This is a genomic window from Marinobacter sp. MDS2 (assembly GCF_030718085.1).
Taxonomy (GTDB): domain Bacteria; phylum Pseudomonadota; class Gammaproteobacteria; order Pseudomonadales; family Oleiphilaceae; genus Marinobacter.
Map to the genome: position 1 here is coordinate 442862 of NZ_JAVAJF010000001.1, position 22942 is coordinate 465803.

Below are 22942 nucleotides of genomic sequence, written 5' to 3' on the forward strand. Positions count from 1 at the left end.
CATGGATATGCTTGGCGGACTGACAGCGTCTGAGTTCCTGCGCGATTACTGGCAGAAGAAACCTCTTGTCATCCGTCAGGCCTTCCCCGGCTTCCAGTGCCCGGTGAGTCCGGATGAACTGGCAGGTCTGGCCTGTGAAGAAACCGTGGAATCCCGCATCGTTATCGAAAACGATGCGGGCAAGCCCTGGCAACTGCAAAACGGCCCGTTCTCGCCGGAACGATTCAGCGCTTTGCCCGAACAAGACTGGACCTTGCTGGTTCAGGGTCTGGATCACTGGGTTCCGGAAGTATCCGATTTGCTGGAGGCATTTCGCTTCATCCCGAACTGGCGGCTGGATGACATCATGGCCAGCTATGCCCCAAAGGGTGGCAGCGTAGGGCCTCATTACGACCAATACGATGTATTCCTGCTGCAGGCCGAAGGCCATCGACGCTGGACCTTTGGTGGCCATTGCGACCACACCTCACCCAGAGTTGAGGGCACCCCCCTGAGGATTCTCAGCAGCTGGGACGGCGAAGAAACCGTCACTCTGGCACCGGGCGACATGCTTTATCTCCCCCCCGGAATCGGCCACCACGGTGTTGCCGAAGACGACTGCATTACCCTGTCCATTGGCTTCCGAGCACCAACGATTGATGACTTGCTGACCGGCTTTACCGACTTCCTGTGCAATCAAGAGAAAGCTTCAGAGCATCTGGGCGACCCCGATCTGACCGTTCAGGACAACCCCGGCACCATTGCCCCAGACGTGATTGATCGCCTGGATCAAGTGATTCGCGAACAGATCAGTGACCGGCGCAAACTGGCACTCTGGTTTGGCCAGTACACCACGGCCCCGAAAAGCCTCGACATCGTTGTGCCTGCCGAAGAGCCTGCGGCACCGGAAGACCTGGCCGCCGCCATTGAAGCCGGCGAGCAACTGCGCTGGAACGAAGGCTCCCGGTTCGCGTACCACGAGTTTGAGGGCGAAACCGCCCTATTTGTGGACGGCGAACAGTATTTACTGAAAGGTGATGCTCAACCAATCGCAGCTCTATTGTGCTCCGGCGCCCGTATCGATCAATCCAAACTGGCCACCTTTGCCAGCGATGAAGCGCTGGTTGGTCTGTTGACGACACTTTACAACCAAGGCTCCGTGTACTTCGAGTAAGCAATGCGTCCAAAATTCCGAAAGTACAGTTGGCAACTGGCACCCGGCTCCATTCGCGATATCCGCCAACGGGTGTTTATCGACGAACAACAAGTCCCCCCTGAACTGGAGTGGGATGACACCGACGAGATTGCCGACCATTACCTGGCGGTAGACCGGAACAACCAACCCATTGCCACCGCTCGGTTGTTTTCCGCCCTGGAAGAAACCGGGTACATCGGGCGTATGGCGGTCCTGCCGGAATATCGCGGGCGCGGCATTGGTGAAGCCCTCATTCAGCACCTGTTAAAAGAATCCGCCGGCCGTTATCAGGAACTCAGGCTTTCGGCCCAGCAACACGCTGTCGGTTTTTACCAGCGCTGCGGCTTTCATGTTTGTTCATCCCCCTATGACGACGCCGGCATTCCCCACCTGGATATGCGCTGCTTAGCCCCGGCGCTTGCTCATCATGGGCTCGGCCATCGCTCTCAGCCGCTCATCCTCGGCGTTGATGCCGAAAGCTGGTTGTTCAATCAGGAAAGCACCTTTATAGAACTGATGGACTCGTTGGTGGGCCAGGCGAGACAACGCCTGTGGATTTATGACCGCATGCTGGATCATGATCGGTACGACCGCCACCAACTGCGGGAGCTGATTTCCGCTGTTGCCCGCCATCACCGCCTAAGCGAGGTTCGCATCCTGATTCACGATGACAAGCCCTTGGTGCAAAGACGTCATCGCCTGATCGAACTGATGCGACGATTGCCCAGCCGCATCGAGCTTCGTGTGCTCAACGACGACTACCCGCACGAAGACCAGCCCTTCGTCGTGGTGGACCGTGACGGCCTGATCTGCCGCCACGACTTCAACAAGCCTGAAGGTTTCGCCAATTTTGCTGCCGGACGGCGGTTGAAGTTGAAAGAAGAGGCGTTCCAGCGCATGTGGGAGACAGCCCAATCGTCTCTCGAGCTGCGCGAGCTACCGATCTGACCCCAGTGCCTGGGGCGATTCAAACTGAGCGCCGAAGGGCGCAAATTCATCGTCTACCTCTTCGGCAACTTCCGCGATCAGCTTTCTCAGCCACTGATGGTCCGAGTTGTGCTGCAGCAGCGGACTCCACGCCATTTTGAGTTCGAACGGAGGGATCTCAAACGGGGGCACCTTCACCACAAGGTTCGGATTATCTTTCTGGAGCCAGGCAGCTCGTGACGGCAAAGTCGCGATCAAATCATGCTGCTCGGCCAACAACATTGCCACCTGATAGTGCCGTGTGAACACCGAGATCTGGCGTTTACGCCCCATCAAACCCAGAGCTTCGTCCACCCAGCCCAATCGCTGCACATCCTTCGGGTTCACCCCGACACCCACACCAAAGCCGGTTTTACTGACCCAGATATGGCTTGCGTCCAAGTAGGTATCCAAAGTGAAAGGCTCGACCAAAACCGGATTGCGGGCATTCATCAAACAGGCGAAATATTCGGTCCAAAGCGTTTTCTGGTGGAACGATTGGGGTATTTTATCGAACCGGTTAATGGCCATATCCAGCCGCCCCTGCTCCACGTCGAGAAAGCTGACATCACTGGGTGTCAGCACATCCAGGGTCACGTGCGGCGCTTCCTGACGAATGCGGCGCAATACCCGAGGCATAAGGCAGGATTCCGCGTAGTCACTGGCCATAATTCTAAACACCCGCTGGCTGTTCTCTGCCGCGAAGGGTGTTTTTTCCTGAACCGCCTGCTCAATATTGGAGAGAATCGAACGCACCAACGGCTGCAACTCCTGGGCTCGCTCTGTCGCCGTCATTCCTTCGCTGGTTCGCACCAGTATCGGATCGCCGAATAGATCCCGTAGCCGCCTCAAGCCATTACTCATAGCCGGCTGGGTAATGCCGAGATGGTTTGCCGCTTTGGTGACATTCCGTTCCCTCAACAGCACATCGAGGTACACCAGCAAATTAAGATCCACTCGGGAAATATCCATCAACGACACCTTTAGGTCAGAAAACCGGAACACAGAAACCGCGCTCATTCACGCGAACAATATACCGCGTTATCAAAATTCATTAAATCTATGCCCCCTTTCGCCGTCACCGGAACCATCCGGACGAACCAAGAGATTTCTGCTAGTCTTTCAGACTGTTATATCGCAGAATTCGTTGGCACGCCGACCCAGCCCTCGTTCGCCAACCTTTATTTGGAGCCACGCCCTGAACATGGAAGCAACCACCATCGTCATCATCCTCGCGACCATCGTTGCTCTGTCTTTAGTGATCATCGTGGTCAGCCAAATGCGTGAAAAGTCACGCATCGAACGCCTGCGAAAAATCCGGGAGCAACAAGACAGCTACAAACGAGCCGACCGGCTGCTGACCGAGATTCCAGGACAATACCTGAACTCCGGGCTAAAGCTTATTTTGCTTAAACAAATGGAAGATGCGTGTAGAAATCTGGCCGCTCTCAAGACCGACAAGCCCGTTGACCCGTGGCTCAATACCGTCAAACAAACCCGGCAACAGGTTGTAGACAAAACGGACAACCATCCACCCGTCAAGATCGACTCGCCCGAAAAAGCCCAACACATCAAAGAGCACCTGACCAACCTCTTCAAGCTAATCGAAGGCATGCATAAAAGCGGTCGAATAGATGCGCCCACTGCCAAACAAAACCTTAAGTATGTGTTGTTTCTGATCCACAAAACCCACGCGGACCTGCACGTATTCCAGGCAAGGGAACACGTTCGCCAGAACGACATTCGCAAAGCCATCCATTCCTATCATTCAGCCAGTATGGAAATGGTTAAATCAAAGGATAACCCTCTGGCGTTGAAAGCCGTGAAAAGCTTCAGAACCCGGATTAAAGAACTCGAGGCAAGCCTGCAGGACGATGACATGGTTGCCGAACACGGCACCAAACTGGATCAGGAATGGGACAACATGCTGCAAGATGAAGAATCGTGGAAAAAACGAAAAGACTTCGATAACTAAACCGAAGACAGAGCGCAAGACAAGGACTCCCAGCCACCGTGTTTAACAGGTTCAAAAAACGGCTTTCGTATCGACTGACCCGAGATACCGTTCTGGTAGCCATGGCATTGGGGTTGCTGTTGAACCTGATGCAAATAACCCTGGACTACTTCACTGCCCGGGAGGCGATGGATCAGGAAGTTCACGCGCTACTCGAGATCAGCCGCAGCCCGGCCTCACAGATCGCCTACAACATTGATGTCCGCCTTGCCGAAGAGCTGCTGGACGGTTTGTTGCTGCACCCGGCCACGATTGACGCCCGGATCATCGATAACGACCACAAGACCATGGCGGCTTCGAGCACGCCCAGCGTAAGTTCACCCTACAGGTGGATCAGTGATTCGTTGTTCGGGCACAGCCGCACGTTTGCCGAAACCCTGCAAGTACCCCAGCTGAGAGATCTATCCCTTGGCCGCCTGGTCCTCACCATCGACACCTACCATTATGGTCTGCAGTTTCTGAAGCGGGCGGGTAACACGCTGTTGATCGGCATGCTGAAAAGCCTGGTGTTAACGTTGGCACTTCTGGCTATTTTTTACATTGTGCTGACACGCCCTATGATGGGCCTGATCGGTGCCTTGGGGCAGGCAAACAACAGATCTCCGGAGAAGGTTCGTCTCCCCATTCCCGAGAACCATGAACACGACGAGATCGGCGCGATGGTCGGGATCATCAACGAACACCTTCATAATATGGAGGTCAGCGTTGAACGACTCCGTTCGGCAGAACGTACCATGAAGAATTATTCGACTCATCTGGAACATGAAGTCGAAGAACGGACCCGCGAGATATCCGAGAAAAACGCCGCCCTTCAGCGCGGTAACCGGGCGCTTGTGAAAGCGAAAGAGGACGCTGTGCGACGGGCTCGTGCCCGGGCTAACTTCCTCGCCAGCATGAGCCACGAAATACGCACTCCGCTGAACGGCATGCTGGGGATGCTTGGGCTGGCGGTCGAAGACGAAAGCGACCCACGGCAAAAAAGTCGTATCGAAATTGCTTCGAAAGCGGGCGAAAACCTGCTGGATCTCCTCAATGACATCCTGGATATCTCGAAAGTCGAAGCAGGAAAGCTGAGCCTTGAAATCATCCCGTTTTCAGCAAGGGAACTGATCAGTGAATGCACGGCTCTGCACGCTCAGCAGGCTCGTAGCAAAAGCATTGCTTTGGTCAAACAGATCGACGGCGACCTACCCGCCTACTTCCTCGGCGACCCGACCCGGACCCGCCAGGTGCTCAATAATCTTCTGAGCAACGCCATAAAATTCACCAATCAAGGTAAGGTCAAGGTTCGGGCCAGCTATTCATCCGGAAAACTTCGCATCGAAGTCATCGATACCGGCATCGGAATGTCGCAGGAAGGCCTGCACAAGATCTTTTCGCCGTTCTCGCAAGCCGATTCGGATACCACCCGCCTCTATGGCGGTACCGGGCTGGGTCTGACCCTCTGCCGGCAGCTGGTTGATCGCATGAACGGCCGGATCAAAGTAGATTCATCACCCGGAAAAGGCACCCACTTTACCGTTACCCTGCCTTTACCCATTCATGATGAACCGATTCAGGACAGCGCGCCCGCCGAGGAAATACCTTCCGGTGCCATTCCGTTGTTGAAGATTCTTCTGGTGGAAGACAATCATGTAAACCAGCTGGTCGCGAGCGCAATTCTAAGGCGGCTGGGACATAAGGTCGATACCGCGGAAAACGGAGCACTCGCCATCGAAGCCCTCAAACGAGAGAGCTACGATCTGGTACTCATGGATTGCCAGATGCCGGTTATGGATGGCTACGAAGCCACTCGTGAGATACGACGCAATCCGCTCTGGAACGATCTCCCGGTGATCGCCGTGACGGCCAACGTGATGCAAGGCGACAAAGAAGCGTGCTTTGACTCCGGCATGAACGACTACATTACCAAACCCTATAACCGCGAAGAGCTAAAAGCCGCTATTGTGCGCTGGGCTCCACCCGCTCCAGAATCTCAAGAAGATCTCTGAGCTCGCCCCGCAGCGAGGCTACGCGCCCCGGATCAACATCAAGACCGCACATCAGACGCTGGGGTACCGCTACGGCCTCAGCGCGCAACAGGCGGCCGCCGGGTGTCAGAGCCACCCGCACCACCCGCTCGTCGTCTGGCCCGCGCGTGCGCTTGACCAGAGAACGCTCTTCCAGCCTTTTCAGCAGCGGTGTCAACGTACCGGAATCGAGCCGCAAACGCTCTCCGAGCTCTGACACTTTAGGTGCCCGGTCCTCTTGATCTTGCTGCCAGAGCACTAACATCACCAAATATTGCGGATAGGTCAGGCCTAGCTCTTTCAGCAACGGCCGGTAGCGTGCCGTGACGGCCCTATTGGCCGCGTAGAGCGCAAAACACAGTTGATTGTCCAGCGCCAGCAGCTGATCAGCACCCGGTATTTCAGAGCAACTTTTCGATGTCATTCCGAATGTCCGCAGGTTTGACCGTCGGCGCATAGCGACGCACCACCTGACCATCTTTATTGACCAGGAACTTGGTGAAATTCCACTTCACTTTCTCGCTACCCATCAAACCTTTTGCTTCTTTTTTCAGGAAGCGGTACAGCGGGTGAGCACCGTCGCCATTCACGTCAATTTTCGCAAACATAGGGAAATCCACCCCATAGTTTAAAGAGCAAAACTCGGTGATGGACTCGTTGCTACCCGGGTCTTGATTCATAAACTGGTTGCAAGGGAATCCCAACACCTCAAACCCTTTGGCGCCCAGTTCGGTGCGCAGCTCCTGAAGCCCTTCAAATTGCGGTGTAAAACCACACTTGGATGCCGTGTTAACAATCAGAAGCACCTTGCCCTTATAGTCGGCCATCGCCACGTCGCTGCCTTTCACATCCCTGGCACTGAAATCATAAATAGATTCGTTCGCCATACCATTAGCTCCTGTTATCGTTAGATCGCTGAAATTAGATTGTGCACAATTTAATTGCAAAAAACCAGATCGGCGAGAGTCGGCAGATCACGCTACCCAGCATTCACTTCAACATTCGCTCGCAAACTCGCCTGAATTCGCCACAATTGAACACATTTGCCCCTGTTCCCCCAGCCCCTCACTCCGCTAGAATAGTGGGCTTGTGTTATCTCGCATATCTCTTCCAGACCGTTAGCTAAGGATCTCTGCACGCCATGCATAACTTCTCCAAATCCGCCAAACTCGACAACGTGTGTTACGAAATTCGCGGCGTGGTTCTCAGGGAGGCGCGCAGACTGGAAGAAGAGGGGCACCGTGTACTGAAACTCAACATCGGAAACCCTGCGGCGTTCGAACTGGATGTGCCGGAAGAAATCCAGCAGGACGTTATCTATAACATGCCGCAAGCACAGGGTTACGTGGAATCGAAAGGCTTGTTCTCGGCCCGTAAAGCAGTGATGCATTACTGCCAGCAACGCGGCATCGCCAAAGTCGATATTGACGACATCTATCTGGGCAACGGCGTCAGTGAGTTGATCGTTATGTCCATGCAGGCCCTGCTCAATACCGGCGACGAAGTGCTCATTCCTGCCCCGGACTACCCGCTCTGGACGGCTGCCGTCACGCTATCAAGTGGCAAGCCCGTGCATTATCGCTGCGACGAACAACAAAACTGGTTCCCGGACATCGAAGATATCAAAAAGAAGATCACGCCGCGCACCAAGGCCATTGTCTTGATCAACCCGAACAACCCGACCGGTGCGGTGTACTCGATCGAGTTGTTGCACCAGGTAATCGAGCTGGCCAGAAAGCACAATCTGATCGTGCTGTCCGATGAGATCTACGACAAGATTCTCTACGACGGAACCGTGCATACATCCACCGCGTCTCTGGCGGAAGACGTACTGTTCTTCACTTACAACGGTTTGTCCAAGAATTACCGGGCCGCTGGTTACCGGGCGGGCTGGATGATCATCAGCGGCGCCAAACATCGGGCCAAGGATCTGATCGAAGGCATCGAAATGCTTTCCAATATGCGCCTGTGCGCCAACGTGCCGGCGCAGCTTGCGATTCAAACCGCATTGGGCGGATACCAGTCCATCAACGATCTGGTGGCTCCCGGAGGACGGCTTTACGAGCAACGTGACACCGCATGGCGCATGCTGAACGACATTCCCGGAGTCAGCTGTGTGAAACCTCAGGGAGCACTTTATCTGTTCCCGAAGCTGGATCGGAAGCATTTCCCGATTCAAAACGATGAGAAGCTGGTGCTCGATCTGTTGTTGCAGGAAAAAATTCTGCTGGTGCAAGGCTCCGCATTCAACATCGATGACCAACAGCATCTTCGCGTTGTATTCCTGCCGCGCAAAGAGGCACTGGCAGATGCCATGGGCCGCTTGGGCAACTTCTTGGAACATTACCGCCAGTAACCGGAGCAAACATGGCCGACATTCACGTGGAAGAGTTTTACAAGGACGTTGCCATTGCCTTGGTTCAACTGTACGCCGCCTTTCCGCGGCGTGTCAGCCTGTTCGTGGAAGACATAGCCGGGCCTGATGATCCTGACGATTTCGGGTTGCACAGCAAGCGACACATGGCGTGCTTCGGCGCCCTGCTCTGGCTGTCCGAAGAAGGGTTTCTGCGCTACGTGGACACCATCCGACAAGAGGCGCTCGACCAAGCGGTTTTATCCCGGAGTGCATTCACTCGCCTGAGTGCCCCGGCACCGCAGGCATTGAGCGAAAGCCTTGACCCGAACACGGGCCAAGCCGGGCTACCCGGCTCTGTCGAACGGGATAGATCAACCTACATACATCTTTTGCGCACTGCGCTAAAAAGCGGCAGCTCCAGCCAGATAAGCCTGATTGTGCAATCAACCTTCTTCCTCGACCATAACCTTCAGACGGTTCACTAAATCACCGCCTACCTCTTGAAGACGTGAACCCTGCCCACATATATCGGTCAGATAGAAAACGACGTTTGGCGTAATCTTAAACAGGAAACTTCTATGCGCATTTTGTTGTTTCTGGCCACTAACCTGGCCGTCATTCTGGTAGCCAGCTTTACCCTGCGCCTGCTCGGGGTAGACAGCTATCTTGCCCATCAGGGCATTGACTACAGCTCTCTGCTGATTTTTGCCGCCGTGTTCGGATTTGCAGGCTCATTTATTTCCCTGCTGATCTCCAAGCCGATGGCTAAGTGGAGCACCAAAGCCCGGGTTATCGAATCACCCCGCACCCCTGAAGAACGCTGGCTGATGGAAACGGTCGCGATTCTCGCTCAAAAGGCGGGCATCGGCATGCCGGAGGTCGCGATCTTTCCGGCCTCGCAATCGAATGCCTTCGCCACGGGCTGGAACAAGAACGATGCACTGGTCGCAGTCAGCGAAGGCCTGCTTCACCGCTTCAATCAGGATGAAATTCGTGCCGTACTGGGCCACGAAATTGGCCACGTAGCAAACGGGGACATGGTCACCCTGTCTTTGATCCAGGGCGTGGTCAATACCTTTGTCATTTTTGCGTCCCGGGTGATCGGTTCGTTCGTGGATCGGGTTGTATTCAAAAACGAAGACGGTCACGGCATCGGCTTTTTCATCGTAAGCTTCGTGGCCGAAATCGTGCTGGGTATTCTCGCGAGCACCATCGTGTTCTGGTTCTCTCGCCGCCGGGAATTTCGAGCCGATATCGCGGGTGCGCAATTGGCCGGTCGCGGTGCCATGATCAACGCTTTGGCGCGTTTGAAACAGGAAAGCGAGGTGCCGGATCAAATGCCGGATACGCTGCAAGCCTTCGGGATCAACCGAGGTTCTCGCTCCGGTCTGGCCGCGCTGTTCATGACACACCCGCCGCTGGAAGACCGGATTGCCGCACTGCAAAAGGCATCCCTGTAATCGTCCGTGAGTATCCCGGAAACAAGAAGGGGGCGCGTTTGCGCCCCCTTCTTGTTTGCAGATGAAGATGGTGAATCAGATTTTGAGTTTAAACCCCATTGCTCTGAAACGATCCTGCAGAGATTTACTGCTTCCCTTCAAATGAATCTTCAAGCTGGAACATTCTCGGCGCACGGGATAATCCCGGCGCAATCGATCAAAAGCCTCAGCGCGCGTACCGCCCTCTTCTTTCATCACCCGTCGCAATCGCAGGTCGTCTTTTCTCGGGTCGTAACAAGCACCAAGGGCAAGGCGCAACGCTTCGTCTTCAATGGCATTGCGCGTAAACGACATATTGCTCAAGGCTGGCTCTGGCAAAAACTGTCCGGCTTTCTTACGCACGGGCAGGCCCAGGAACCGGCACAAAGCCTGATACACCATTTCGGTGCCCTGCATCTTTCCTTCCAGGCTGTACCCCGCTATGTGTGGCGTCGCCAGCCACACTTTATCGACCAATTCGGAATCAATGGCTGGCTCGTTCTCCCAAACATCCAGTACAACAACCGGTGCATCGGGCAGCTCAAGCCTGCGCATCAAAGCCGCACCGTCAACAACCTCACCACGGCCAGCATTAATGAGTAGCTGATCAGAGTTCAATTCTGAAAGCTGTTGATCAGATACCATATGGTGAGTCGGGTATTCGCCGGTGCGGGTCAACGGGGTGTGGAAGGTCACCACATCGCAGGCCAGTGCTTCTGACAAGTTCACAAAGTTATCGGCGTTCTCCGGTTCGGCATCTTGCCGGGGCGGGTCACACAGCTTCACGTCGAAATCGAGACGCTCTAACATTCTGGCCAGCTCGCTTCCGACGTTTCCCGCCCCGACAATCCCCACACTCAGAGTCGACCAATCACACAGATCCCGCTGATCAGCAAACAGCGAAATCACCGCCAGAACATACTCGGCGACACTTCTCGCATTGCACCCCGGAGCAGCCGAAAATCCGATGCCTTGTTCCGTAAGCCATTCAACGTCCACGTGATCAGTACCGATCGTTGCGGTACCTACAAACCGCACGCGGGTGCCTTCCAGCAGCTCCCGGTCCACCCGGGTAACCGAGCGAACCAGCAAAATATCCGCGTCTTGTACTTCGCTCCGCGTCAGCCCCCGGCCCTTTACCCGGCGGATCTCGCCAATATCTCCGAAAAACGACTCCAATAACGGAATGTTCTCATCAGCAACGATCAACATGCATCAACTCCTTTTAGCGCCAATCAATTGCGACGGGGGCGCTGCGGGCCACGCCCTCCGGCATTGCGCCCGCCACCAGGGCGATTACCTTGAGGCCGTCGTCCGCCTCGCTTACGGGTAATTGGAGGATTTTCCATCGCAACCAGAAGATCCTCTTCAGGCACCGCAGTTTTCAGTTTCTGGCTAATATAGGTTTCGATCGATGGCAACGCGTAGGAATCGTCTTCTCCGGCGAAACTGATGGAAACACCGGTCTGCCCGGCACGGCCCGTCCGGCCGATGCGGTGCACGTAATCTTCCGCGTTTTCCGGCAAGTTATAGTTGAACACATGGGTCACGCCGTTTACGTGAATACCCCGGCCAGCCACATCGGTTGCAACCAACACCTGAATCTCACCCTTCTTGAACTGATCCAGCGTTTTCAGACGTTTGTTCTGGGCAATCTCGCCCGACATCAGCGACACTTTCACGCCCTGATTCTTAAGATCCTCTTCCAGATCCCGACATTGATCACGGCGGTTGGCAAAGACAATGGCCTTTTCCACTTCCGGGCGCTTGAGATAGTTCACCAACACCGGAAGTTTGTCTTCATCGGAAATCAGGTAAACGGTCTGCTCAACCCGCTCGGCGGTTTTTTGCTCAGGCTCGATTTCGACAAATTCGGCGTTTTGGGTCCACATAGAAGCCAGATTCAGCACGTCCTGATTGAAGGTGGCGCTGAACAGTAACGTTTGACGCTCTTCTTTAGGCGTGCACTTACGGATAATGCGCTTAACATCCGGAATGAACCCCATATCCAGCATCCGATCGGCTTCGTCCAGAATCAGGATATCCAGCTGGTCCAGGAACACATCCTGAGAGCCCAGGAAATCGATCAGGCGGCCCGGTGTCGCAACCAGGATATCCACCACTTCATTTTGCAATTGCTCACGCTGCTTGTCGTAGTTCATGCCGCCCACGACGGTGACGACATTGTGGCCGGTGTACTGGCACAGATGCTCGGCGTCTTTGGCAATTTGCATCGCCAATTCACGGGTCGGCGCCAACGCCAGAACCCGTGGTTCAGAAGCAAAACGGTCCGTTTCTTTTACCGGCGTCTCCAGCAGCGTCTGAATGGCCGTGATCAGAAACGCGGCCGTTTTTCCGGTGCCGGTTTGCGCCTGGCCAATCAGATCTTCACAGGCCAATGTCCATGGCAATGTTTCCGCCTGTATTGGAGTGCAGTATTCGAAGCCGATTTTGCTGATGGCATCGAGCAGTTTCTGATCCAGGTTTAAATCACTGAAGCGCAATTTGCTGGTGTCTTTTGTATCAATCGTCATAAAATTTCAGAAGTCCTTGTTTGATCGTATTCCACGCCCGCAGGTGCGATGCGAACCCGGTCCAGGTTCCAGCTCTCGACAAAACGGGCTGAAGTCTTGTAGAAATCTCGGAGTGTTTCGAAGAAAGCTTGCGCCCGCTCAGGTAAACCGTGCTCGAGATAGTGGCTCGCCTGTCTAAGCACATTGGCGCGAAAGGCCTGCTCGTTAGCAGCCCCGTCACCAGCCAGATTATCCACGCTGATGTGGAAGCGTGAGCCAGCGGCCAGAGATAACAGCCATTCCACCGCCTGAGGTTTTATTTCAACGCTCTCGAACGCTTGCTGTTGCTCGGGTGTTCGCCCATCGGGGCAATACCAGTAACCGTAATCGTGTAACGTACGGCGGTGCTCACCGGCCAGGCACCAGTGCGCAATTTCGTGCAGGGCGCTGGCAAAAAAACCATGGGCAAAAACCACCCTGGCGAGCCCATAGGGTTCGCTGGCTGGCAGGTATTCTGGTTCGTCACTGCCCTTGACCAATATGGTCCGGTGTTTCTCCCGGAACAGGTCATTAAACAGCATGATAAGATCGTCTGGATTGTGATTCATTGGTTCGCTATTGTGCGACTTTAAAGCAGCCAATGCCAGCGGGAACTTCTGACAGTCCACTCGGTCAATGCCCCCGACGCAACCTCTACACGCACTGACGACACAGGATATTCAAATAGCCATGACAGGGTCCCCACGATTTTGGCACCTTATGCAACTCAAGGTGCTGACTGCTGTTGCCGCTTTCGCACTATTAAGTCTGTTTGTTAGCCCTGTAGCCCACGCTGCGGGAAGCTCGTTCTTTAACACCTCAAACAGCGACTTTCTGCCGGTAGAGCAAGCACTTCCATTTAATTTCACCTCTGACGCGGGCGACCTAGTGTTGTCGTGGGACATCGCCCCGGAACACTATTTATACAGAAGCCGCATCCAGGTGACCCCGCTAACCACCGGGGTGGACGTGGGTGCACCACAATTTTCATCGCCGGGCACACTCACGAATGACGAATTCTTCGGTGAGATGACCGTTTTCTTCGAGCCCGTCGAAGTTCGCTATCCGATAACCTTGCCGGATGGCGTGACCGAAGCGAATCTGCAGGTGTCGTTCCAAGGCTGCGCTGAGGCCGGCTTATGTTACCCACCTCAAACCCACGAGGTTCTTTATTACCCGGGCTCCGGAAACTCTCCAGCTTCCGCCACCACTCCGTCATCCACTATCTCTGTAGCGCCAGACGCAACGGCAGACACCAGTAGCGCCAGTGGGCTCGCAGGATTCCTGTCCAGCCAATCCATCTGGATGATCGCGGGTCTGTTTTTCCTGCTTGGTTTAGGGCTGACCTTTACCCCTTGCGTACTCCCGATGGTGCCCATCATCTCCAGCATGGTGTCCGGCCAGAACACCCGCACCACAGCACACGCACTTTTGTTGTCCGGCAGCTACGTTCTCGGCATGGCGATCACCTATGCGGCTGCGGGGGTTATCACCGGGCTACTGGGCGCCAGCTTTAATCTTCAGGCGCAACTTCAGTCCCCTTGGGTACTTGGGGTTTTTGCTACGTTGTTTGTCCTGTTCGCACTTTCCATGTTCGACCTGTTCGAGATTCAGCTGCCGCGCTTCATCCGGGAACCGCTCAACGATGCCAGCCAGCGGCTGACCGGCGGCCGAGTGCTGGGGATTTTCGGGATCGGCGCGCTCTCTGCCTTGGTGGTTTCACCGTGTGTCTCCGCACCGCTAGCGGGAAGCTTGCTGTACATTTCCACCACTCAGGACGCCGTTATCGGGGGAGTCGCCCTGCTGTCGCTCGGGCTGGGTATGGGAGTGCCTCTGATTCTGGTCGCCGTTGGTGGTCGCAAACTGCTACCCAGCTCCGGCCGCTGGATGACGACCGTGAAACACTTTTACGGCGTGATGTTGCTGGCAGTTGCAATCTGGCTGGTCGAACGACTGATTCCTGCGTGGACAGGCTTAACCTTATGGGGCCTGCTAATCACCGTTACCGCGGTTCAACTGGGCGCATTTGATGCAGCAAAACCGGGGTGGGGACGAACCCGCAAGGGCATCGGCTTAGTGATGTTTGCCTACGGTTTGGCGCTATTGGCCGGCGCTGTCAGTGGCGCCACAGACCCTCTTCGCCCGCTGGCGCCTTTCACGGAAACAGCCGGGGCTTACCAGGGCATAGCACAAGCCCATGCCAACTTTGAACGCATAGAAGACCCCGAACAGATTCGTTCTTTGATGGCCCAGGCCAGCGCGTCCGGCCAGCCCGTGATGCTGGATTTCTACGCCGACTGGTGCATCTCATGCAAAGTGATGGAGCGCAACGTGTTCAATCAGCCTGACGTGATTCAGGCGTTACAGCATTTTACCTTGCTGCAAATCGACATGACGGACAATACACCCGCCCAACAAGCATTTCTTGACGAACTCGGCCTGTTCGGGCCACCGTCCATTCTGTTCTTCAACAGCTCAGGGCAAGAATTCCCCCAAGCGCGAATTCTGGGTGAAATGGACAAGCAGGAATTCCTCACCCACCTGAACAAGCTACCCTCTGCTACGCAAGGTTAGTCGCCACTACCTGATCAGGCGTCGCAACGCTTGATCAGGTAAACAAACTCCCCGCCCTGCTCGCCATGTTCAAGCAACTCGTGGCCCAAAAACTGGCAAAAGCGCGGGATATCCCGAGTGGTCGAGGGATCGGTTGCAATCACTTTCAATACCTGACCTACCTCAACATCGGTGATGCGCGTGTGCAACATCATCACCGGTTCCGGGCAAAACAAGCCACGTGTATCCAATTCCGCGTGAAAATTCTGGTCCACCAAGGGTGACATCCTCTGGTTCTCGTGATTTTAAGAATTCGGTGCTAAATTATTGTTTATAGCAACGAAAAAACGGGAGACTTACATGATTCGGGTTTTGATTGAACGCCACATTGCCGAGACGCTTGAAGCCGCTTACGAAGATCGTGCCCGAAAGGTGCTCCAACATGCGGTCAGTGCTCCCGGCTTTATCTCAGGCGAAACTCTGGTCGACAGCAAGGACCCTAACCACCGCATTACTCTGGCCAACTGGCGCTCCGAGCTTGACTGGGATCGCTGGTACAGCTCTGAAGAACGCAAAGATCTGATGTCGGAGTTGGTGCCCATGATGGATCAGGATGAGCACATCACCGTCTTGTACCAAAGCCCCATGCCTTGAGAACTCTATTCGAGCCGCTCAATAAAGCAAGTGATCTCTTCGCGATCATGATACAGGTGGCGGGCCTTGAACGTGCAGTTGAGGCCCGCATCCTCTAATCCGCGAATGATAATATCCCGGCAGACAAGCCATTCCTCGTAACGTTTTTTCATCGGCAGCTTGAGGTTGAACACAGTGTAACGGCAAAGCCTGTTTCCCACCCAATCGACCGCCAGCCGGGCCGTGCGCTGAGGTTTGTCGATGATGTCACAGACCATCCAGTCTACGGCACGCTTCGGTTGCCAGCTGTAACCGTCGGCCACCACGTGCTCAACGTGCCCGCTAGCCATCAACTCAGGGTTCATCGGGCCGTTATCAACTGCCGACACCAGCATCCCCTGCTGAACCAACTGCCAGGTCCAACCGCCCGGAGCGGCTCCGAGATCAACCGCCTTTTTGCCACCCCCGAGATAATCCAGCCAGCGCGCCTTCGGCAGAAACACCTTCCAGGCTTCTTCCAGTTTTAAAGCGGAACGGCTCGGCGCCGAGGCCGGCAAGCGCAATCGAAGGATACCGTCAGGGAAAGGCGAACGATTGTCTTCCAAACTGAATCCGACAACAGCCGTTTCAAAATCACCGAGCAGCACTTCGAGCCGAGCTTTCGCCGGCGCTTTCGCATCGGCCATTAACAGGCCCGCCTCGCGCAGCCCCCGTGACAAGGGCGCAACCCATTTGCGCGCAAAGTTGCCCAGGTCCCTATCGTCGTTATTCTCGGGCAAGCGCACTTCTACGCGCGCACAATCCTCACCCGACCATTCGTATTCCCTCAGAAAATGAACGATCGCCCCGACCCGATCCGTGACCGGCAGCTCACACTCGCCTATCAGGGCGAACCAGTCGCGGGTGAACACCAGCCCGTGCAAGGGGAGCCGGGCCATCAGATCCCGGGCGGTTTCGCTGCCTGCAATCGTAAAACGGACCTGTCCGGAATTCCGTTCGGGCTGGAAGTAACCAAAAATACCCTTCTCTGCGGCTTGATCCATCAGCTCCTGACCGGCTTCCGCCTCAAAACCGGGCCGGCATATCAACATAATCTGCTGCATTAATTACCTATGTACTCGTTTTACGCCGGATTTCTGACGCACCGACAGGGGCGAAATTCAACCTGATTAACACCAATGCGTCACGACTCTCGCTATAATTGCGCTTCATTTTAAACAGATAATGCCTACGATGCTCGGCACACGGTTCTGGAGTTTCACTACTCTCCTCGTTCTGGCGAATCTATTCGTGGTCTCAAACGTCCTCGCTCAGACCCAATGCCCAACATTGGCGGTGAACGATGAGCACGCCCGTCAATCGATCAATCATTATCTCTGCTATGCGGTTACGAACCCCGGCGAGCCCGCACATTCTGCGTTGTCTCCCCAGCAGCTTCCCAAGTCCCTTGAATGGCGCTCTTCGGCAGGTAACGATCTGGTTTTTAGCCATACCAAAGCAACCTACTGGATAAAACTCAGGCTAAACAATCCCAGCGACACGCAAGGCCTTTGGTATCTCAAGCTGAACTACCCGCCACTCGACGAGATAACTTTCTGGCAAAAGCCGGACACGCAAAGCCTGACAAATGCGCCTCGCCCCGTGAAAACCGGGGATCACCTCCCTTTCAAAAGCCGCGGCATTGATTACCGGTATTACCTGCTCCCCATCACACTGGCAGAGAACCAATCAGTAACCGTCTATATTCGAGTTCACAGCAGCGGTGCTCTCAATGTGCCATTGAGCCTGGCAACGCCCGCAGAAGCCATTGAACAAAGTAACCATCTCACATTAATCCACGGCCTGTTTTACGGAGCCCTGGTCATACTCGCGGTATTCAACCTGCTTTTGTATGCCAGCTCCGGCACCCGCTATTACTTCCTCAATGCTTTCTACACAGCGTCTATGGCGATGTTCCTGTTCGCCATGGGCGGGTTTGCGAATCAATATTTCTGGCCCGACAACTTCCGCCTGGCCAACGTGTCAATCCCTTTTCTGCTCGCGGTCATTGCGCTGGCCATGATTCTGTTTGGCTGGTCGTTCCTGGAAGTCCCTCGACGCACACTGTCCGGCAAAATATTGCATGTGCTGGCATGGTGTGCGACAGGCCTGCTTGCTCTGACCCTGGTCATGCCTTACACGCACTCCATACAAATCAACACACTTTTCGTGTTAGCCGTCGTCGTGCTTCTGTCGGTAATTGCAACCATTCGCTGGCGCGGCGGTTACCAGCCTGCATTCTGGTACCTGGCCGCATGGATGGTGATGGTTGCCGGCACCCTTGTATATGCAGCAGCTGCATTCGGCTATATGGGGGATTATCAGGCAAGAGAAGTGATGATGCAGGCCGTGGTCGGTGCTCAAGTCGTGCTTTTGAACTACGCGCTGGTGCAACGCTGGCGCCTATTGAACGAAAAGTTACTCGGTATCGAACATCAGGCCCGCAATGAACTCGAAGTGAAAGTTCACGAGCGGACCTCCCAGTTACGCACCGCTATGCATCGGCTGGAACAAGCGAATCGCAAGCTTGAAGCGCTGAGCCTGAACGATGCGCTCACTGGCTTACATAATAGAAGGCACATGGACAACTTGCTGCCCGAACTGTGCCTTGAGGCGCAGAGGACTGGCAAGCCATTGACCCTGGCCTTGCTTGATGCTGACCACTTCAAACGCATCAACGACACTTGGGGGCACGACTTCGGCGACGTCTGCTTGCGTATGATGGCCGGAATACTGACCGATCACGTGAAGCGCCCCCGTGACGTCGCGGTACGGTTCGGTGGAGAAGAGTTTGCGCTTCTGCTGCCTGATACAGACATCGAGGGTGCTGCCCGCCTGTGTAACGACATTCTCGAAACCATCCGCACTACGAGCGTTGCCGCGCCCGATGGTGAGCGCGTTTCCCTCACCATGAGCGCCGGGCTCGCGGAGCTGACCATCGACACAAACGCTCAGGAACTTTTTCAGAGCGCCGATGAAGCACTCTATGCGTCGAAGCACCGGGGCCGGGACACCCTCACTTGCGCGGACAGTACGCCTCACATCATCGCGTGATCCGCCAAAAACTGGCGGGTCAGCTGAGCCGCTTCGCGAATCAGATCAGACTGGTCAGACGGATGCTTAATCAAGGTAGCAAAATCGTGGTTGCCGCCATCGAGCCAGCAAAGCCGTGTTATACCTTCTATAACGCCCCGGGCACTTAGCTCTTCTGGCTTACCGAAAGGATCTCTTGTCCCCTGCAACACCAGAAGCGGACAAGTCACGCCGGGCAGATGGTCAATACGCCAGCGGTCAAGCTTTCCCCGTGGATGAAAGGGGTAACCAAAACAAACCACGGCATCGACATTGTCTTCGCTGGCGACCAGGGAGGCCATCCGCCCGCCCATCGATTTGCCGCCAATGGCCACCCGACAACCTGCACCCACCTCGGTACGCACCTGCCGAATCTGTTCCCGAAACGCCTCCAGCAACACGGGCGCTCTGTCAGGAGGCCTTTTCTTTCCGTCTTCCCGACGTTTTTGCATGTAAGGGAACTCAAACCGGACACACGCGATTCCCTGCTGCTCCAGCGCTTCGGCCAACTGCTCCATAAAAGGCGAGTCGGCGGGCGCGCCTGCTCCATGAGCAAGAATCAAGACGGTTTGCACGCCCTGCGGATAGCTTTTACTGGTAAATCTGACCACAACATTCACCTTCATGTTATCTGGCGGTATCATTAGCGCCTTGAGAAAAACCTGCAAGACCCTTTTAAGAAACAGGAATCTACGCCAACCCACTGGCAACGCTGCCGATTATGGCAAATTTGACGAATGTCAGTAGTTGACTTGAGTCATTGCAAAGGGGTCATGGTTTCTCCATACTTGCGACCGCATAATTTCCCCATCCTGAACCCATTGGTAAGGCTATGAGCACAGTAAACGCAAACCTGACATACAACTACACGGTGGTGAGACAGTTCGCCATCATGACTGTAGTGTGGGGTATCGTTGGCATGTCTCTGGGTGTGTTGATTGCAGCACAGCTGGTTTGGCCAACTCTCAACCTCGATCTACCCTTCACGCATTTCGGCCGTCTGAGGCCGCTGCACACCAACGCCGTTATTTTCGGTTTTGGTGGTAGTGCCCTGTTCGCAACATCGTACTACGTTGTTCAGCGAACATGTCAGGCACGTTTGATTTCTGATGGCCTCGCCGCGTTTACCTTCTGGGGCTGGCAAGCCATTCTGATTGCAGCCGTCATCACCTTGCCGATGGGGCTGACATCTACCAAAGAGTACGCTGAACTCGAATGGCCGATCGACATCGCCATAACCATTGTTTGGGTGACTTACGCACTGGTATTTTTTGGTACCATCACTAAGCGCAGCACGCCTCACATCTACGTAGCCAACTGGTTCTACGGCGGCTTCATCCTGACCGTTGCCATGCTGCACATTTTCAATAACATGGCGCTACCTGCAACAGCGTTCAAATCCTACTCTGCCTATGCTGGCGTCACAGACGCGATGATGCAGTGGTGGTACGGCCACAACGCCGTAGGTTTCTACCTGACCGCCGGCTTCCTCGGAATGATGTACTACTTCGTTCCCAAGCAGGCTGATCGTCCTGTCTACTCATACCGTCTATCCATCGTTCACTTCTGGGCGCTGATCGCTACCTACGTTTGGGCCGGTGGCCACCACCTGCACTACTCTGCACTCCCGGACTGGGCTCAGACTGCCGGCATGGTTATGTCCCTGATTCTTCTGGCACCTTCCTGGGGCGGTATGATCAACGGCATGATGACTCTGTCAGGCGCATGGCACAAATTGCGTACTGATCCAATTCTGCGTTTCCTGGTGGTTTCTCTGTCCTTCTACGGTATGTCTACCTTTGAAGGCCCAATGATGGCTATCAAGACCGTAAACGCTTTGTCACACAACACCGACTGGACCATCGGCCACGTACACTCCGGCGCGCTCGGTTGGGTTGCCATGATCAGTATTGGTTCAATCTACCACCTGATCCCGAAACTCTGGGGCGTTAAGGCAATGTACAGCACCGCGCTGATCAACGTTCACTTCTGGCTGGCCACTGTCGGTACCGTACTGTACATCGCCGCTATGTGGGTTAACGGCATCATGCAAGGCCTGATGTGGCGCGCGGTTAACGAAGACGGCACGCTGACATACAGCTTTGTAGAGGCTCTGGAAGCCTCTTACCCGGGCTACCTGGTTCGCTTCATCGGCGGCGCCACCTTCCTGACCGGTATGCTGATCATGGCGTACAACGTTTACATGACCGTGCGTCAGAAAGAAGCGGTTGCTGAAAGCAATGCAGCAACTCAGGCGGCCTAAGGGGAGATTGATCAGATGAATCACGAAACTATCGAGAAAAACCTTGGCCTGATGATTGTGCTGATTATTCTCACAATCAGCGGTGGCTTCCTGGCTGAAGTTGTTCCCCTGTTCTTCCACAAAGAAGTGAACCAGCCGATTGAAGGCCTTGAGCCTCTGTCTGCGCTGGAACTGGAAGGCCGGGACATCTACATCCGCGAAGGCTGCCACGTGTGCCATACCCAGCAGATCCGTCCTTTCCGTGCGGAAACCGAGCGCTATGGCCACTACTCCGTTGCGGGCGAATTCGTATACGATCGTCCGTTCCTGTGGGGCTCCAAGCGCACAGGGCCTGATCTGGCCCGTGTTGGCGGCCGTTACTCAGATGCCTGGCAGCGCCAGCATTTGTTTGACCCACGTAGCGTGGTGCCCGAGTCCAACATGCCGGCGTTTCCATGGCTGTTCGAGAACCGTGCAGACCACGGTTCTATCGAGGCTCGCATGAGAACCTTGCAGACGCTTGGCGTTCCCTATACCGACGAGCAAATTGCCAACGCCGCCGATGAGCTGAAAGGCAAATTTGAAATCGAAGCATTGGTCGCGTACCTGCAGCAGTTAGGCACCGTGCTTTCAGAGAAACGGTGATCCCATGGATATCAATGAGTTACGCGGAATTCACTCTCTATTGGTAATGGCAGCGTTCTTCGGCATCATCTGGTGGGCGTACAGCGCCCACCGCAAGAAAGCCAATGAAGAGGCGGCACATCTGCCCTTCGATGATGACGAAGTGGATCAGCGTACGCTCGAACAGGAAAAAACGGAGAAAAAACAATGAGTACCTTTTGGAGCGTCTGGGTCATCGTGATCGTGCTCGGTACCATATTCGGCTGTGCTTGGCTGCTGTTGGCCACCCGCAAAGGGCAGACAAACGACACCGAAACCGAAAACACCACTGGCCACTCGTACGATGGCATCGAAGAATATGACAACCCGCTACCCAAGTGGTGGTTCTATCTGTACCTGGGCACCTGTGTATTCGCGCTGGGTTACCTGGCCCTTTACCCGGGTCTGGGCAACTATGAAGGCCTGTTGGGGTGGACATCCACCAACCAATGGGAAGCGGAAGTACAGGAAGCTGAAGAAAAGTATGGCCCGATCTACGCGCAGTTTGGCGAAACAGCCATTCCTGAGCTCGCCCAAAACGAAGACGCCATGAAAATCGGTCAGCGCCTGTTTGCGAACAACTGCTCCGTATGTCATGGCACTGCAGCTCGCGGCCAGGTTGGCTTCCCTAACCTGACCGATGATGACTGGTTGTGGGGCGGTGAACCCGAGCAAATTCTGCACTCGATTGCGAATGGTCGCCAGGGCAACATGACCCCCAAGGGCGTGATGCCTAATATGACCAATGAACAGGTTGACCAGGTGGTTAACTACGTTCTGAGCTTCAGTGGTCGTGAACAGGATGCCGAAGCAGCCGAAGCTGGCGCCGCTGTGTTCGCACAAGCTTGTACCGCCTGTCACGGTGCTGACGGCACCGGCATGCAGGCAGTAGGCGCACCCAACCTCACTGACAACATTTGGCTCTACGGCTCTACCTACGAGTGGATCAAAGAGACAGTTGTCAACGGTCGCCAGAACCAGATGCCTGCACAAAAAGGCCGTCTGACTGATGACCAGATTCATATCTTGGCAGCTTACGTCTACAGCTTGTCGAATTGAATCAAGCCCGGCCGGGGGTGACTAATCCCCGGCTTGGTCTTTTCAACCCTGTATCTGCCCTGCGGGTACAGGCTTGAAAAGATCCGCAGACCCTCCGAGGCCCGCTCCCAGCACGTTTATTTACCGGGAGGT

23 protein-coding genes are annotated in these 22942 nt (G+C 55.0%); 14 read left to right on the forward strand and 9 right to left on the reverse strand.

The window, feature by feature from the left end; translation table 11 throughout:
- Position 1: 1 nt before the first annotated feature.
- Positions 2–1153 (forward strand): cupin domain-containing protein, encoded by a 1152-nt coding sequence (locus Q9245_RS02135; RefSeq protein ID WP_305895620.1) that lies wholly within the window; start codon positions 2–4, stop codon positions 1151–1153.
- 3 nt (positions 1154–1156) lie between these two features.
- Positions 1157–2122: a GNAT family N-acetyltransferase gene (locus tag Q9245_RS02140; RefSeq protein ID WP_305895621.1), complete on the forward strand. Its 966-nt coding sequence runs from the start codon at positions 1157–1159 to the stop codon at positions 2120–2122.
- On the opposite strand, the gene Q9245_RS02145 is transcribed toward Q9245_RS02140, so the two are convergent.
- Positions 2111–3112 carry a LysR family transcriptional regulator gene (locus Q9245_RS02145; protein ID WP_305895622.1) on the reverse strand — a complete coding sequence of 334 codons (1002 nt, stop codon included), beginning with the start codon at positions 3110–3112 and terminating at the stop codon, positions 2111–2113. The genes Q9245_RS02140 and Q9245_RS02145 overlap by 12 nt on opposite strands.
- A 232-nt stretch (positions 3113–3344) precedes the next feature.
- Between Q9245_RS02145 and Q9245_RS02150 the strand changes: the two genes are divergently transcribed.
- Positions 3345–4115, forward strand: a complete 771-nt coding sequence (locus Q9245_RS02150; protein WP_305895623.1) for a hypothetical protein — start codon at positions 3345–3347, stop codon at positions 4113–4115.
- A gap of 38 nt (positions 4116–4153) precedes the next feature.
- Positions 4154–6145: an ATP-binding protein gene (locus Q9245_RS02155; protein ID WP_305895624.1), complete on the forward strand. Its 1992-nt coding sequence runs from the start codon at positions 4154–4156 to the stop codon at positions 6143–6145.
- On the opposite strand, the gene Q9245_RS02160 is transcribed toward Q9245_RS02155, so the two are convergent.
- Both Q9245_RS02160 and Q9245_RS02165 read right to left on the reverse strand, forming a co-directional pair.
- Positions 6096–6587: a MarR family winged helix-turn-helix transcriptional regulator gene (locus Q9245_RS02160; RefSeq protein ID WP_305895625.1), complete on the reverse strand. Its 492-nt coding sequence runs from the start codon at positions 6585–6587 to the stop codon at positions 6096–6098. The genes Q9245_RS02155 and Q9245_RS02160 overlap by 50 nt on opposite strands.
- A complete protein-coding gene (locus Q9245_RS02165; RefSeq protein ID WP_305895626.1) occupies positions 6565–7050 on the reverse strand; it encodes a glutathione peroxidase in 486 nt (161 codons plus the stop codon). The genes Q9245_RS02160 and Q9245_RS02165 overlap by 23 nt, the downstream gene beginning before the upstream one ends.
- Positions 7051–7304: 254 nt before the next feature.
- Here Q9245_RS02165 and Q9245_RS02170 point away from each other — a divergent pair, with 254 nt between their 5' ends.
- The 3 genes from Q9245_RS02170 (at position 7305) to htpX (ending at position 9979) form a co-directional block, all read left to right on the forward strand.
- The gene (locus tag Q9245_RS02170) at positions 7305–8519 is read left to right on the forward strand and encodes a pyridoxal phosphate-dependent aminotransferase (RefSeq protein WP_305895627.1); all 1215 of its coding nucleotides are present in this window, start codon (positions 7305–7307) and stop codon (positions 8517–8519) included.
- An 11-nt stretch (positions 8520–8530) separates the two neighbouring features.
- A complete protein-coding gene (locus Q9245_RS02175; RefSeq protein ID WP_305895628.1) occupies positions 8531–9004 on the forward strand; it encodes a hypothetical protein in 474 nt (157 codons plus the stop codon).
- A gap of 93 nt (positions 9005–9097) precedes the next feature.
- Positions 9098–9979, forward strand: a complete 882-nt coding sequence (htpX, locus tag Q9245_RS02180; protein ID WP_305895629.1) for a protease HtpX — start codon at positions 9098–9100, stop codon at positions 9977–9979.
- A 75-nt stretch (positions 9980–10054) separates the two neighbouring features.
- On the opposite strand, the gene pdxB is transcribed toward htpX, so the two are convergent.
- From pdxB to Q9245_RS02195, 3 genes are read right to left on the reverse strand one after another with little or no spacing between them, the layout of a single operon-like run.
- Positions 10055–11209 (reverse strand): 4-phosphoerythronate dehydrogenase PdxB, encoded by a 1155-nt coding sequence (pdxB, locus tag Q9245_RS02185; RefSeq protein ID WP_305895630.1) that lies wholly within the window; start codon positions 11207–11209, stop codon positions 10055–10057.
- 23 nt (positions 11210–11232) lie between these two features.
- Entirely contained in the window at positions 11233–12531 is a 1299-nt protein-coding gene (locus tag Q9245_RS02190) for a DEAD/DEAH box helicase (RefSeq protein WP_305895631.1), read from the reverse strand.
- Positions 12528–13118 carry an elongation factor P hydroxylase gene (locus tag Q9245_RS02195; protein WP_305895632.1) on the reverse strand — a complete coding sequence of 197 codons (591 nt, stop codon included), beginning with the start codon at positions 13116–13118 and terminating at the stop codon, positions 12528–12530. Before Q9245_RS02195 ends, Q9245_RS02190 begins: the two co-directional genes overlap by 4 nt.
- A gap of 121 nt (positions 13119–13239) precedes the next feature.
- Between Q9245_RS02195 and dsbD the strand changes: the two genes are divergently transcribed.
- The gene (dsbD, locus tag Q9245_RS02200; protein ID WP_305895633.1) at positions 13240–15123 is read left to right on the forward strand and encodes a protein-disulfide reductase DsbD; all 1884 of its coding nucleotides are present in this window, start codon (positions 13240–13242) and stop codon (positions 15121–15123) included.
- A gap of 14 nt (positions 15124–15137) precedes the next feature.
- Here the strand turns inward: dsbD and tusA are convergent, their stop codons facing one another.
- Positions 15138–15389: a sulfurtransferase TusA gene (gene tusA / locus Q9245_RS02205; RefSeq protein WP_371824777.1), complete on the reverse strand. Its 252-nt coding sequence runs from the start codon at positions 15387–15389 to the stop codon at positions 15138–15140.
- A gap of 73 nt (positions 15390–15462) precedes the next feature.
- Here tusA and Q9245_RS02210 point away from each other — a divergent pair, with 73 nt between their 5' ends.
- Positions 15463–15756: an antibiotic biosynthesis monooxygenase gene (locus Q9245_RS02210; protein ID WP_305895635.1), complete on the forward strand. Its 294-nt coding sequence runs from the start codon at positions 15463–15465 to the stop codon at positions 15754–15756.
- A 5-nt stretch (positions 15757–15761) separates the two neighbouring features.
- Here Q9245_RS02210 and rlmM read toward each other — a convergent pair whose 3' ends face one another.
- Positions 15762–16838, reverse strand: coding sequence for a 23S rRNA (cytidine(2498)-2'-O)-methyltransferase RlmM (rlmM, locus tag Q9245_RS02215; protein WP_305895636.1), 1077 nt, complete (start codon positions 16836–16838; stop codon positions 15762–15764).
- Between the two features lie 187 nt (positions 16839–17025).
- Here rlmM and Q9245_RS02220 point away from each other — a divergent pair, with 187 nt between their 5' ends.
- The gene (locus tag Q9245_RS02220) at positions 17026–18828 is read left to right on the forward strand and encodes a diguanylate cyclase (RefSeq protein WP_305895637.1); all 1803 of its coding nucleotides are present in this window, start codon (positions 17026–17028) and stop codon (positions 18826–18828) included.
- Here Q9245_RS02220 and Q9245_RS02225 read toward each other — a convergent pair.
- The gene (locus tag Q9245_RS02225; RefSeq protein WP_305895638.1) at positions 18813–19457 is read right to left on the reverse strand and encodes an alpha/beta family hydrolase; all 645 of its coding nucleotides are present in this window, start codon (positions 19455–19457) and stop codon (positions 18813–18815) included. The two genes, Q9245_RS02220 and Q9245_RS02225, sit on opposite strands and share 16 nt — an antisense overlap.
- Positions 19458–19678: 221 nt before the next feature.
- Between Q9245_RS02225 and ccoN the strand changes: the two genes are divergently transcribed.
- From ccoN to ccoP, 4 genes are read left to right on the forward strand one after another with little or no spacing between them, the layout of a single operon-like run.
- Positions 19679–21109, forward strand: coding sequence for a cytochrome-c oxidase, cbb3-type subunit I (gene ccoN / locus Q9245_RS02230; protein ID WP_305895639.1), 1431 nt, complete (start codon positions 19679–19681; stop codon positions 21107–21109).
- 15 nt (positions 21110–21124) lie between these two features.
- Complete coding sequence (gene ccoO, locus Q9245_RS02235; RefSeq protein ID WP_305895640.1) at positions 21125–21733, forward strand: cytochrome-c oxidase, cbb3-type subunit II; 609 nt, start codon at positions 21125–21127, stop codon at positions 21731–21733.
- A gap of 4 nt (positions 21734–21737) precedes the next feature.
- Complete coding sequence (locus Q9245_RS02240; RefSeq protein WP_305895641.1) at positions 21738–21923, forward strand: cbb3-type cytochrome c oxidase subunit 3; 186 nt, start codon at positions 21738–21740, stop codon at positions 21921–21923.
- A complete protein-coding gene (ccoP, locus tag Q9245_RS02245; RefSeq protein ID WP_305895642.1) occupies positions 21920–22810 on the forward strand; it encodes a cytochrome-c oxidase, cbb3-type subunit III in 891 nt (296 codons plus the stop codon). The genes Q9245_RS02240 and ccoP overlap by 4 nt, the downstream gene beginning before the upstream one ends.
- Positions 22811–22942 lie beyond the last annotated feature (132 nt).